At 61.1% G+C, this 13,291-nt stretch carries 10 protein-coding genes; 3 read left to right on the top strand and 7 right to left on the bottom strand.

Annotated elements, in window-relative coordinates; translation table 11 throughout:
* Nucleotides 1-16 precede the first annotated feature (16 nt).
* The 3 genes from P8X48_00945 to glgA all read right to left on the bottom strand — a co-directional run bounded on the left by P8X48_00945 (nt 17) and on the right by glgA (nt 3,930).
* Nucleotides 17-1,612, bottom strand: coding sequence for a DUF1957 domain-containing protein (locus P8X48_00945; GenBank protein ID MEJ2105880.1), 1,596 nt, complete (start codon nt 1,610-1,612; stop codon nt 17-19).
* A 9-nt stretch (nt 1,613-1,621) separates the two neighbouring features.
* Nucleotides 1,622-2,380 carry a DUF4912 domain-containing protein gene (locus tag P8X48_00940; protein ID MEJ2105879.1) on the bottom strand — a complete coding sequence of 253 codons (759 nt, stop codon included), beginning with the start codon at nt 2,378-2,380 and terminating at the stop codon, nt 1,622-1,624.
* A 92-nt stretch (nt 2,381-2,472) separates the two neighbouring features.
* Entirely contained in the window at nt 2,473-3,930 is a 1,458-nt protein-coding gene (gene glgA, locus P8X48_00935; protein ID MEJ2105878.1) for a glycogen synthase GlgA, read from the bottom strand.
* 131 nt (nt 3,931-4,061) lie between these two features.
* Here glgA and glgC point away from each other — a divergent pair, with 131 nt between their 5' ends.
* Genes glgC through malQ form a run of 3 tightly spaced genes read left to right on the top strand, consistent with a single transcriptional unit; the run spans nt 4,062 to nt 8,519 of the window.
* Nucleotides 4,062-5,327: a glucose-1-phosphate adenylyltransferase gene (gene glgC / locus P8X48_00930; protein MEJ2105877.1), complete on the top strand. Its 1,266-nt coding sequence runs from the start codon at nt 4,062-4,064 to the stop codon at nt 5,325-5,327.
* The gene (locus P8X48_00925; protein MEJ2105876.1) at nt 5,317-7,026 is read left to right on the top strand and encodes a glycoside hydrolase family 57 protein; all 1,710 of its coding nucleotides are present in this window, start codon (nt 5,317-5,319) and stop codon (nt 7,024-7,026) included. The genes glgC and P8X48_00925 overlap by 11 nt, the downstream gene beginning before the upstream one ends.
* A complete protein-coding gene (gene malQ / locus P8X48_00920; GenBank protein MEJ2105875.1) occupies nt 7,023-8,519 on the top strand; it encodes a 4-alpha-glucanotransferase in 1,497 nt (498 codons plus the stop codon). Before P8X48_00925 ends, malQ begins: the two co-directional genes overlap by 4 nt.
* On the opposite strand, the gene glgP is transcribed toward malQ, so the two are convergent.
* The 4 genes from glgP to lipB all read right to left on the bottom strand — a co-directional run bounded on the left by glgP (nt 8,503) and on the right by lipB (nt 13,289).
* Nucleotides 8,503-11,061: an alpha-glucan family phosphorylase gene (glgP, locus tag P8X48_00915; protein MEJ2105874.1), complete on the bottom strand. Its 2,559-nt coding sequence runs from the start codon at nt 11,059-11,061 to the stop codon at nt 8,503-8,505. The genes malQ and glgP overlap by 17 nt on opposite strands.
* 176 nt (nt 11,062-11,237) lie before the next feature.
* Nucleotides 11,238-11,594: a TusE/DsrC/DsvC family sulfur relay protein gene (locus P8X48_00910; protein MEJ2105873.1), complete on the bottom strand. Its 357-nt coding sequence runs from the start codon at nt 11,592-11,594 to the stop codon at nt 11,238-11,240.
* Between the two features lie 83 nt (nt 11,595-11,677).
* Nucleotides 11,678-12,622, bottom strand: a complete 945-nt coding sequence (gene lipA / locus P8X48_00905; protein ID MEJ2105872.1) for a lipoyl synthase — start codon at nt 12,620-12,622, stop codon at nt 11,678-11,680.
* A 16-nt stretch (nt 12,623-12,638) separates the two neighbouring features.
* Complete coding sequence (lipB, locus tag P8X48_00900) at nt 12,639-13,289, bottom strand: lipoyl(octanoyl) transferase LipB (GenBank protein MEJ2105871.1); 651 nt, start codon at nt 13,287-13,289, stop codon at nt 12,639-12,641.
* Nucleotides 13,290-13,291: the final 2 nt, after the last annotated feature.

Raw genomic sequence — 13,291 nt, 5'->3', positions numbered from 1 at the left:
ACGCGCGAAGCCCGCACTAGATCCAGGGACCGCGGCGGAAGATCCGGTAGTCCATATCCGGAAACAGGGAGTCCCGCTCACCAATGGCGCGCAGATAGTCGTGGTCGTAGTGGCCGGACTCCGCCATGTCGGCGCAGCGCTGGAATCGGTGGAGATGGGTCTTGGTTCGGCGCACGGCATACTCCACGCTGGTGGCCGTCTTCATGATGAAGGCCCAGTCGCTGGATTGTGCCAGCAGCAGTTCCCGGGCGGCCTGGTCCAGGGCCCAGCGACGATCCCCGTCGGCATCCGGAAAGCGGTGCACCAGCGTACTCATGCGTTCGGCATCCTCGTGCAGGTAGGGATAGATCCAGTCGTTGCTGCCGTTCAGCCAGACCTCGTTGTATCCACCCGCGCCCCAGCTGCATTCCGGTGGTTGCGCCGTATCCAGGTCGCCGAACGAGTCCAGGTACTCGCGCGGCGTGATTGGGCGGATGTCGTCCTGATCGAAGGCCATCTTGCGGAACAGAAAGTCGATCCATTGGGGGCCTTCGTACCACCAGTGACCGAACAACTCGGCGTCGTACGGGGCGACCACGATGGGCGGGCGATCGAACTGGGAGGCGAGCCATTTCACCTGTTGCTGGCGGTTGAACAGGAAGTGGCCGGCATGTTCCGCTGCCCGATCTCGCGCCCATCCCGGGTGATAGGGCTCCTTGTAGTCGCCCTTGCCGGTGATGCGGAAGTACTTGAGCCCGGTGAAGGTCTTGATGCCCGCGTGGCGCAAGGGCTCCATGTGGGGGGCGTCGACGTCGAATCCGGCGTCGCGGTAGAACTCGCGGTAGACCGGGTCTCCGGGGTAGCCTTCCTCCGCCGACCAGACCTGTTTCGAGGACTCGTAGTCGCGGCCGAAGGCCGCCGGGCCACCGGGGGTACGTATAGGTCGGTGCACGCCGTAGCGTGGCTGCGGCTCGGCGTCGAGCACACCGTGGGAGTCCAGGAAAAAGAAGTCGATCCCGAACTCGTTCAGGATGCGGTCCACACCCGGGGTATAGCCGCATTCCGGCAACCAGATGCCCGTCGGGCGGCGACCCAGAATCCGCTCGTGGGTGCGCACGGCCATGGAGATTTGCGCATAAAGACTTTCTTCTTCCGGGGCCAGGAGCGGGAAATATCCATGGGTCGCGCCGCAGGTGATGATCTCCAGGGAGCCGCTCTCCATGACGCGCCGGAACGCGCCGGCAACGTCGCATTGATAGCGATTCACGTAGCGGTCGCGCAGTTCGTGAAAACGGTTCTGGTAGTACTCGACTACGGGTTGAAAGTAGGGGTCTCCGTTCGTCCGCTTGCGTTCGCCTTCCAATGCCTTGATCCGCTCGTCCAGATAACGGACATAGCGTTGCTGCAGCAAAGGATCCGTCATCATGGACAGCAGCGGCGGCGTCAGGGACATGGTGATGCGGAAGTACACGCCGTCGTACTGCATGCCTTCGAACACTTCCAGCAAAGGAAGGTAGGTCTCGGTCAGCGCCTCGAACAGCCAGTCTTCTTCCAGGAAGTGCTCGTATTCCGGGTGATGGACGAAGGGCAGGTGCGCGTGCAGAACGAGCGAAAGATATCCCTTGGGATTCAAGCCGGGTCCCTAGCCCCGGCGCATCGAGCTCTCGCTCGACACGATATGGCTGCTGACGAGTTCATAGCTGGATGGGCCCTGGGGCCAACGGCCCGGTGCGTGGGAGCCAAGCATCCCGCTGGTGGAACGTGCCCGTTCAAACTCTTCCGGATTCAGCGCCCAGTTCACGCCCAGACCGGTATAGTCCAGTACACGCGGCAGGCGGACAATCCCGCGCCGAATTGCGATGATGAACTTGCCCTGTTCATCGTAGTGACCCAGCTGGACATAGATGGTTGCCGGGTGCCAGCTCTGGTCCACATGGAAATACCAGGTACCCTGATCGGAGGGAATGGCGATTTCTTCTTTCACGTGGAAATCACGGTCGTACATGAGGCCAAGTCGCAGCCGCAGGTCAGGCTGGTTCGCGCGATGCCCCGGGCTGACATACCAGTAGGCGTGTAGCACGCCCGGTTTCTGCGCGAGTAACACGATCCGCGGCTCTCCCCGGAGAGGGGGTAGCGAGTCGATGTCCTCGCCCAGATCCGGCGCATAGCTGGTCGCCGGGGCGCCGGTATGGTACTTGGTTTCCTCGATATGCTGTTCCACGTCGGCAATGGCGCTCGCCTCCGTGGCAACAGGCGCTTCCGTTTCCGGCGCCGCTGTCGTCGATTCCGATTCGATCTCGGTGATGGCAGCCAGCAATTCCTCCTTGCGCAGCTTGCTAAAGCCGACGATGCCCAACTCTCGCGCCCGTTCGCGCAACTCTTTCACGGTCATCTCTTTCATTTGGACCTCCATTACCTGCATCGCTAGCAATTCCCGTACCCGGGACCTGATAGCCGTTTTTCCGCCACCAAAATCATTATACGCCCTTGGTGTTACCGCTGTCCCTTCGACAGGGTGCGATAATGGTGCATATATTGTTCCGCGCTGGTGCGCCAGGAAAAGGACTGTTTCATTCCCGTTAAGGCGATTTTTCGCCAGACCTTCTTTTGCTCGTAGTACAAGATCGCACGGGAAACCGCCGAAACCAGGGCAGTCGGCGTCGCGCCGTCAAATACAAACCCCGTGGCCGTCCCCGCGGTGATGGTGGCGTCTTCGGTATCGACCACGGTATCGGCAAGACCGCCCACCCGATGGACGACGGGGACGGTGCCAAATCGCAGGCTGTACATCTGGTTCAGTCCGCAGGGCTCGAAGCGTGAGGGCATCAGAAACAGGTCGGCTCCGGCCTCGATTTGATGGGCCAGGCTTTCGTCATAGCCGATTCGCACCGCAACCCGATCGCCGCTGGTCCTGGCCAGGCGACGCAGGCTGGCTTCGTAGTCCGGCTCCCCGCTGCCCAGGATGACCAATTGCCAGGACTGGTCGCGAAGCTGTGGCAGTGCGTCCAGTACCAGATCGATTCCTTTTTGTTCGGCGAGCCGGGAGATCATCCCGATGAGCGGGATCTCGGGCTCCTGGGGCAGCCCCATTTCCTTTTGCAGTGATGCCTTGTTCCCCTTTTTGCGAGCGAAGGAGTGGCTGTCGTAGTGGTGCCGGATGAGCGGATCGGTCTTCGGGTCCCAACTGGTTTCGTCGATTCCATTGAGAATGCCAATCAGCCGGTCGGCACGGTGTCGCAGCAAGCCGTCCAGCCCATGACCAAAGGCGGGCGTCTGGATTTCGGTCGCGTACCGGGGACTGACCGTGGTGACCAGGTCGGCGAACGCGATTCCGCCCTTGATGAACGACATGTCCCCGTGGTACTCGAGTGCCTCCGGACTCCAGAGCGATTCCGGCAGTCGCAGGGAATCAAAGGTAAAGCGGGGAAACACTCCCTGGTAGGCAAGATTGTGAATAGTGAATACGGTCGCGGGTCGGGCCGGTTCCTGCGCGAGCAGGGCCGGGACGAGCGCCGTCTGCCAGTCATGGCAATGCACCAAGTCGGCGCGCCACTTCATTCCCGCACCACCGAGGGCCACGGTCGCTGCCACGCGCGACAACAGGGCGAAACGGTAGGCGTTGTCGCGCCACGGTCGGCCGTGCTCGTCGTGGTAAGGATTTCCGCTGCGGTCGAAGGCCGGTGGGAAGTCCAACAGCCACACCCTGACCTCGGTCCCCGGCAGCTTCGTTTCCCGCAAGGTCACGGTGGCATCGTGCTCCGGGACGTGGAAACTGATGCGTTTGCGGGTCTTGCCTGCCCTTTTCAGACTGTCCCGATAGGCGGGCATGAGTATGCGCACGTCCGCGCCCAGGGCCTTCAGCGCCGGCGGCAGCGCCCCCGCGACGTCTCCCAGGCCGCCAGTCTTCATGAGCGGGTAGGCCTCGCTGACGGGAAATAAAATGCGGGTCATGATAGGGACGGATCCGGATCGACTTCCGGCAAAGATACCGAATTGAATTTTTTTCGAGCCCTAAACTTGATCTTGCGCAATAATAAAGTCAACCCGAATTCCTAGAATTGCTTGGTCCCCAGAGAGTACCCATGTGTGTGCGCCGTCAACGTTACGTAAGCCGACTGACCCGCGATACCCTTGCACTGATTCTCGCCGGTGGCCGGGGATCAAGGCTGAGGGCGTTGACCGATTGGCGCGCCAAACCGGCGGTACCCTTTGGCGGCAAATTTCGCATCATCGATTTTCCCCTGTCCAACTGCATCAATTCCGGTATTCGGCGGATCGGTGTACTTACCCAGTACAAGGCACACTCCCTGATCAAGCACATCCAGCAGGGCTGGAGTTTCCTGCGCGCCGAGGTGGACGAATTCGTGGAACTGTTGCCCGCGCAACAGCGGGTGGAGTCGTCCTGGTACGCCGGTACCGCGGACGCGATCTATCAGAACATCGATATCATCCGCGCGCACGAGCCGGAGTTCGTTCTGGTGCTGGCCGGCGACCACATATACAAGATGGACTATGGCCCCATGATCGCGTTCCATGTGGACCAGCAGGCGGACATGACGGTCGGCTGCATCGAGGTGCCTATCGGCAATGCCAAGTCCTTCGGCATCATGAAAGTGGTGGAGGGTGGACGTATCGTGCGCTTCGACGAGAAGCCGGAGGAACCCGAGTCGATTCCCGGTAATGATGAGATGTCACTCGCCTCCATGGGGATCTACGTATTCAATACCGCTTTTCTGTTCGAGCAGTTGCAGAAAGACCATACAGATTCCATGTCGGCCCATGATTTCGGTCACAACATTATTCCGGCCGTCATCAACAACTATCGGGTGTTCGCGTATCCATTCCGGGACGTACAAAGCGGACGTCATGCCTACTGGCGCGATGTCGGGACTGTCGACGCCTTTTGGCAGGCCAATCTGGAGCTGGCCGACGCAGTTCCGCAACTGAACATCTACGATACCGACTGGCCCATCTGGACCTATCAGGAGCAATTGCCCCCGGCGAAGTTCATCTATGATGACGCGGATCGTCTGGGTCTGGCAGTCAACTCCATGGTGTCCGGCGGTTGTATTGTGTGTGGCTCGGTCGTGCGTCACTCGGTCCTGTTTTCCAGTGTCCGGGTCGACTCCAATTCCAGCGTTACGGAGTCCGTAATCCTGCCGGGCGTCCAGATCGGGAAGGACTGCCGGATCCAGCGCGCCGTGATCGACTCGGGCTGTATCCTGCCGCAAGGAACGGTGATCGGGGAAAATCCCGAGAAGGACGCCAAGCGTTTCTATGTAACCCCCCATGGCGTCGTGCTGGTGACACCGGCCATGCTGGATATGGAAGAACACTATGTCGGTTAACAACGTCTTGCGGGTGGTGCTGTGCTGGCACATGCACCAGCCCCAGTACCGGGATCTGGTGCGCGATACCTATCGCCTTCCCTGGACCTATCTCCACGCGATCAAGGACTACGTCGACATGGCCGTGCATCTGGAGAACCAGCCGGACATGAAGGCGGTGGTGAATTTCGCGCCGGTCCTGCTGGACCAGATCGATGACTATGCACGCATGGTGGAGTCCGCGCGGGAGGAAGGGACGGCCATCCGCGATCCTCTGTTGGCCGCCCTGGCAGATCCCGTGTTACCGGGCGAGCGTGGCGAGCGGGAGTCCCTCATCGCAGCCTGCGGGCGGGCCAACGAGCATCGCATGATTCAGCGCTTTCCGGCCTACCAGCGTCTGCACGAACTGGCGCAACATTTTTGCCAGATGCCGCATGGCCTGGACTATGTGGACGATCAATTCATCGCCGATCTGCTGGTCTGGTATCACCTTGCCTGGCTGGGAGAAACCGTGCGGCGCAATGATCCCCGGGTGCGGGAACTGATGGACAAGGGTAGCCGTTATACCATTCACGAGCGGCTGGGCTTGCTCGAGATCATCGGCGAGATACTCACATCCATCGTCCCGCGCTATCGGGCCCTGGCCGAACGTGGGCAGATCGAACTGGCCATGAGTCCCTATGCCCACCCCATCGTGCCGCTGATGCTTGAGATTGGCTGTGCCCAGGAGGCCATGCCCGAAGCACCACTGCCCGCCTTGCAGGACTATCCGAACGGGGAGGCGCGTGCACGCTGGCACATGGAGCGGGGGATCAACTGTTTCAAGAAACATTTTGGATTCCAGCCCCGCGGCTGCTGGCCGTCGGAAGGCAGCGTCAGTGATGCCACCGCTCGTCTCATGGAGGAATTTGGCTTTTCGTGGATCGCGACCGGCGAGAGCGTGCTGCATAACAGTGTATCGGCCCTGGGAAAGGATCTGGCGGAAACCGAGCGCCACTACCTGTTCCAGCCACACCACATCGACGATGGCGAAATCGCGTGTTTCTTTCGCGACGACCGCTTGTCCGACCAGATTGGTTTTGTCTTTTCGGACTGGGCGGCGAACGATGCCGTGGCCAACCTGGTGCACCACCTGGAGAATATCGCGGATAGTTTTTCCTCCCGATCCCCAGGCGTGGTATCGATCATTCTCGATGGCGAGAACGCCTGGGAACACTATCCCGAAAACGGTTTCCATTTTCTAAGTGAGCTGTACCAGGCGCTGGCGACAAACCCGAAGCTTCGCCCCACGACATTTGCCGAATGTCTGGATGAGAAACTGGAAACGAACCGTTTGCCGCACCTGGTCCCGGGAAGTTGGGTCTACGGAACGTTTTCCACCTGGATCGGCGAGCACGACAAGAATCGCGGCTGGGACATGCTGGGCGATGCCAAGCACGCCTTTGACGAGGCGGTGGCCAGCGGGCTCGAGGGTGACCACCTTGAGACCGCGGACCAGCAGCTGGCGGTGTGCGAGGGGTCGGACTGGTTCTGGTGGTTCGGTGGAGAAAACCCGGCGGAAACGGTGAGCGACTTCGACCGCCTGTACCGCGCACACCTCACCCACCTGTATCAGATCCTGCATCGGGAACCACCGGAATATCTCTCCCATCCCTTCACCACCGGCGGCGGTACGCCCCTGCACGGTGGCACCATGAAACCGGGCCAAGCGAAATCGTGAACGCTTCCTTCTCTACCCTGGACCGGCGCCGGGCCGGGATTCTCCTGCACCCGACTTCTCTTCCGGGCGGCTACGGCAATGGCGATCTGGGGGCCGATGCGTTTCGCTTCATCGATTTCCTGTCAGAGTCCGGTGCTACGGTTTGGCAGATTCTTCCCCACGGCCCAACCCATGATGACGGTTCTCCCTACCAGGCGTTGTCAGTTCACGCCGGCAATCCCCTGTGGATCAACCTGGAGGAACTGGTTTCCTGGCGCTGGCTGAATTCCTTTGAGCTGCCATCGGGCGTCAACCCCTCGGCCTGGCGGCGCCGGATGCTTCGCGAGGCCTACCAGGGTTTCGAGTACGGGGCGAATGACGAGGACTGCGAGTCGTTTCACGAGTTTTGCCGGTCGCAGGCCTACTGGCTGGATGATTTTGCCTTGTATGCCGTTCTTCGCGAGGAGCAGGAGCACCGGGCCTGGCAGGAGTGGCCTGTCCAATTGCGCGATCGCGACCCGGACGCCCTGCGCGAGGCGCATACCCGGCTCATCGGGGGGATCAATCAGACGAAGTTCGAGCAATTCGTATTCTTTCGCCAGTGGTACGCCCTGCGTGCCTACGCCTCACAAAAAGGAATTCTGTTGTTCGGCGATCTGCCAATCTACGTGGCGCTGGACAGTGCCGATGTCTGGGCCCGCCGCGACCAGTTCGACCTCGACGAGCAGGGACAACCGCGCACCGTGGCCGGTGTTCCGCCGGACTATTTTTCTGCTACCGGCCAGCGCTGGGGCAATCCGCACTATGCATGGAAGACGATGCAGGACCAGAATTTCTCCTGGTGGCACGAGCGCACGCGCTCCTTGCTGGCTATGTACGACCTGGTCCGAATCGACCATTTTCGGGGTTTTGAGGCCTTCTGGTCGATTCCGGCGGACAAGGAAAGCGCGGTTGACGGGGAATGGATCAAGGCGCCGGGAGAAGAGCTGTTCAGTTCATTGGTCGGTGAGTTTGGCGAGCTGCCACTGGTTGCCGAAGATCTCGGTGTCATCACCGAAGCGGTCACTTCTTTGCGCAGACGCTTCGGGTTCCCCGGCATGCGCATCCTGCAGTTTGCCTTCGGCAGTGGTGCCGACAATCCGTATCTGCCGCACAATCACGAACCGGATTCCGTCGTCTATACCGGGACCCACGACAACAATACGACCTGCGCCTGGTATGAGGAGCTTGCGGACGATGAGCGTGGCAAGGTGGATGAGTACCTGGGCCACTCCAGCGATGCCATGCCCTGGCCCCTGGTTCGCGCCAGTCTGGCATCGGTGGCGCTCTTGTCCGTGACGCCCTTGCAGGACGTGCTCGAACTGGGTGCCGGATACCGCATGAATACACCTTCCACTACCCGGGGAAACTGGCGTTGGCGATTTGAATGGGAGCAGTTGACCGATGACCGGCGGGCCCGGCTTGCGCGCATGGTCGAAGTCTATGGACGCACTCCGGTCAAAGCCACAGCATGAATCCCATCTCGAAGGGGTGTGCCAACAGGTCGTGCCAGGGGAACATGCGGATCTTGTAGAATTGCAGACCGGCCAGGTCCGGCGCAAGCTGCAGTTCAAACGTGGTTTCCCCGGAATCGCTTTGCTCCACCGGTTCGAAGAGATAGCGGTTGTCCACGTTGAAGGTGTCGCCATCGGTTGCCGTTCCTATCAGGCATTCGATATGCACGTCTTCGGGCGCGAGACCGTTGAGCTGGGCGGCGACGCGCACGCGCATGGACTCACCCGCCAGGATCTCGGTGGGAACGTCCTCCATGCGGCGCAGGCTTACGCCTGACCACGCGTCGGAGACGCGGGATTTCCATTCCGACAGTTTGCTCGCAGGTCGGCTGTCGTCCGCGGTCAGGGCGCGACGGTGGCGAATCGCCGGGCCGTAGAAGCTCCGGACGTAGTCCATGACCATGCGTTGCGCATTGAACTGGGGCATAACGGATTTCATGGAGGCCTTCGATTTTGCTACCCAGCCTTCCGAATAGCCGTGGCCGTTGCGCTCGTAGTACAAGGGAACCACTTCGTACTCCAGGATGTCGAGCAGGGTTTGCGCTTCCTCGCGATCGCGGAAGGCCGGGTCGTATTGGGGTCCGTGGGGTGTGATGCCCCAGCCGTTCTCACCGTTGTAACCCTCACCCCACCAGCCATCCAGCACGCTCAGGTTGATCACCCCGTTGATTCCCGCCTTCTCGCCGGAGGTGCCGCTGGCTTCCAGCGGATATTCCGGTGTATTGAGCCAGACATCCACGCCCGTCACCAGTTTTCTCGCCAGTGCCAGATCGTAGTTTTCCAGCAGGATAATCTTGCCCTCGAACTCGGGCTGGTGTGAATACTCGTGGATGGTCCGAATCAGTTCCTGTCCCGGAACGTCACTCGGGTGTGCCTTGCCGGCGAATACGATCAGCACCGGCCGCTCCGGATCATTGACGATACGTGCCAGCCGGGCAGGATCCGAGAAGATCAGCAGCGCACGCTTGTAGGTTGCGAATCGCCGGGCAAAACCCAGCGTAAGGATGTCGGTTTCTGACGACGCCAGATGCTGGACAATGCGATTGATCTGCACATCGCTGCAGCCGTTGCGTCGATGTTGGTACACCGCGCGCTCATGGACCTCTTCCAGAAACTCCGATTTCAGGGTCTGGCGCACACTCCAGTAGTTCTGGTCGGGGATGGTGTCGATCCGTTCCCAGTAGTCCTCGTCCAGCAACTCGTTGCGCCAGGTGCGATCGAAGCGCATGTCGAACAGGTTGACCCATTCCCGCGCAAGAAAGGTGGGGACATGCACACCGTTGGTGACAAAACGGACCGGATTCTCTTCCGGCGGCACCTGGGGCCAGATATATCCTTCCATGCGTGAGGCAACGGTGCCATGGATCTCGCTGACCCCGTTCTGGAAGCGCGAGCCGCGCATCGCAAGCGCGGTCATGTTAAAGCCGCCATGATTGCTTGGGCTTTGACCCAGCTTCATCAGATCTTCGAGCGGGATCTTCAGGTCATGTGCGAACTTGGTGAAATAGGTGGTGAACAGGGTCGGGTCGAAGATGTCGTGGCCAGCGGGCACCGGAGTATGGGTCGTGTACACCGTACCGGCGGCAACCAGTTCCAGGGCGGAGGCAAAATCGAGACCGGCCTGTACCCTTTCGAGTACGCGCTCGAGAATCTGGAACGCCGAGTGCCCCTCATTGATGTGCCACACGGTCGGCTCGTGTCCGAGCGCGCGCAGTGCGCGGACTCCCCCGATTCCGAGTACGATCTCCTGCTGAATACGGGTGGTCTTGTCACCGCCGTAGAGCTGATAGGTGATGCGGCGATCCTCGTCTCGATTTTCGGGCAAATCGCTGTCGAGCAGGTAAAGAATGATGTGCCCTGCCTTGGCCTGCCAGACCTTGAGTACGACATCGTGGTCTTCCAACGTGACGGAAACATGCACTTCACTCCCATGGTCATCGACTGCGGGAGTAACCGGAATATCGTCAAAGTGCGTCGGGGTGTAGTGGGCGATCTGGTTGCCCTGTCCGTCCACGGTTTGCATGAAGTAGCCGCGACGGTAGAGCAACCCCACCGCGATAAAAGGGAGCATCAGGTCGCTGGCTGCCTTGCAATGGTCCCCGGCAAGAATGCCCAGCCCGCCGGAATACAGCGGGACGCTTTCATGGAATCCGAATTCGGCGCAGAAGTAGGCGACCAGGTCCGTGTCTGGATTGACCTCGGCCGCGGTCTCCGGGCGCATGGAGGATTCGAGGTAGACGTCGTAGACGGAAAGCGCCCGGTTGTAGTCCTCCACGAAGATCCGGTCGTCCGCCGCGGCATCGAGCTTCTCCTGCGCTACGCGGCGCAGGAATACCTTGGGGTTGTGTCCGCACTGCTCCCAGAGCTCGCGGTCCAGGCGAAAGAACAGTCCGCGCACCTGGCGGTCCCAGCTGTAGAGCAGGTCATTGGCGAGCTCATTGAGGCGGGACAGACTCGGAGGGATGCGGGGCTGGACTTCGAGTGAGAATCGGGTACCGGTCATGGTTTTCGCTGCTTCGTCATTTCAGATTCGTTTTCCGTTCGACCCCCACCGGGCCATTGCGCTGCAAATTCCACGCCGCACTCGGAAAGTTATGATTACATTGTTGTACAGCTGTGAGGTGGGGGCAAGAGGTGTGCGTGCCCCGATCTGGCGCACGCTTGTCACTTTCTGGTGCGTCAATCCGTTCCGTCGATGCAATCGTTGGGCTGGGGCAGTCCGGCGATCTTGCAGCCCTGGCGCGATGGCCCAAGGGGGAACAGCGTGTACAGGTACTTGCGACTGGCCTTGCCATCGCCAAATTCCGCCGCGATCGCCTTCGAAAGTGCGCGCACGTTCGGAGCGATTCCAAACTCACTATAGTAGCGTCGAAGGAAATGCAGGATCTCCCAGTGCGCATCACTGAGTTCGATCCCGTCTTGCGCCGCGACGTTGCGGGCGATGTCTTCCGACCAGTCGTCCAGGCGCTGCAGATATCCGTTGGGGTCGGAGTCTCCCAGCTGTTCATTGACGATGTATTTCAGGATATCGGCCATGGACGCTTGCGCAGTGGCGGGTGCAGTCTCTAACAATATAGACCCTTTCCTGTTCGCGGGGAACGCGCGGCCCAAACCCGGGTCTAGCGGGCGGTACCGGCGGGTCTTCCCGCGGCCTGGAGGTCGGCGTGGTAGGACGAGCGAACCATGGGGCCGCTGGCGACGTTGCGAAACCCCATTTCCAGCCCGGCTGTCTCGAATTCGGCGAATTCCTCCGGTGTCAGATACCTCTCCACCGGCAGGTGGTGTGGACCCGGCTGCAGGTACTGGCCCACGGTCAACAGCTCGCACCCATGCTCGCGCAGGTCCGCCATGACCGCCAGGACCTCTTCGCGCGTTTCCCCAAGACCCACCATCAGGCCCGATTTGGTGGGAACGCCGGGGTTCTGCTCCCCGAAGCGGCGAATCAGTTCGAGCGAGTGCCTGTAGTCCGCACCCGGGCGTGCCTGGCGATACAGGCGGGGGATTGTCTCCAGGTTGTGGTTGAACACATCCGGCGGCGCCGCGGCCAGATGCTTCAGGGCGACATCGAGGCGGCCGCGAAAATCAGGGACGAGGATCTCCACCGTGGTATCGGGCGCCTGTTCCCGCACGGCGCGTATGCAATCGGCAAAATGGGACGCGCCTCCATCACGCAAGTCATCCCGGTCCACCGACGTAATCACCACAAAACGCAACCGCATGGCGGCAATGGCCGCGGCCAGTTGGGCAGGCTCGTTCGCGTCGGGAGGTTCCGGGCGGCCGTGGGCGACATCGCAGAACGGACAGCGGCGTGTACACAACTTGCCCAGGATCATGAAGGTCGCCGTTCCATGGGCAAAACACTCGCCAATATTCGGGCACGCGGCCTCCTCGCACACGGTATTCAGGGAGTGTTCGCGCAGCAGTTCCTTTAGTGCCAGTACCTCGGGCCGGTTGGGGGCATGGGCCCGTATCCATGGCGGTTTGCGCAGACTGCTTTCCCGCGGCACGATCTTGACCGGTATGCGCGCGGTCTTGGATGCGCCCTTGCCCGGATGGGGGGGCATCACCGGGGTATCGTTGTCAGCCATGATTTGACTCCCCCGTTGTCCCGACAGGGTCCATCGCGCTATCCAGTTCCAGGGCCTCCAGCAGGTGAGGAAGGAGCGCGGCGGCGGCGCCGTCTGTATCCAGCGACGCGCCTTCCCGGCGCAGATCGGTCGCGCGCAGCCCGGCATAGCCGCACGGATCGATATGACTGAAGGGCTCCAGGTCCATGTCCACGTTCAGGGCCAAGCCGTGATAGCTGCAGCCGCGTCGGACGCGCAGACCCAGGGCGGCGATCTTGGCCCCATTCACGTAGACACCCGGGGCATCCGACCTGGGCGCCCCGTCGATCCCGAGGTCATCAAGAAGATCCACGACCGATTGTTCCAGCGCGTTCACGAGGCGGCGCACGCCCCAGCCCCGGCGGCGCAGGTCCATCAGGACATAGGCGACGAGTTGGCCCGGGCCGTGGTACGTGATCTGGCCGCCGCGGTCGCTGTGGACACGGGCAATGCCATTCCCCTCCGGAGCAATGGCCTGGTGACAATTGAAACCCAGCGTGTAGACCGGGGGATGTTGCAGTAGCCAGATTTCGTCCGGCGCGTGTGCATCGCGCGCCTGCGTCAGTTCCTGCATCGCGTGCCACGATTCGTGGTAGTCGACCACGCCGAGGTGGCGTATACGCACCT

It is taken from the genome of Acidiferrobacteraceae bacterium (assembly GCA_037388825.1).
Classification (GTDB): domain Bacteria; phylum Pseudomonadota; class Gammaproteobacteria; order Acidiferrobacterales; family JAJDNE01; genus JARRJV01.
The sequence above is the reverse complement of the archived record's forward strand: the minus strand, read 5'-3'. Positions and strand labels throughout refer to the sequence as shown.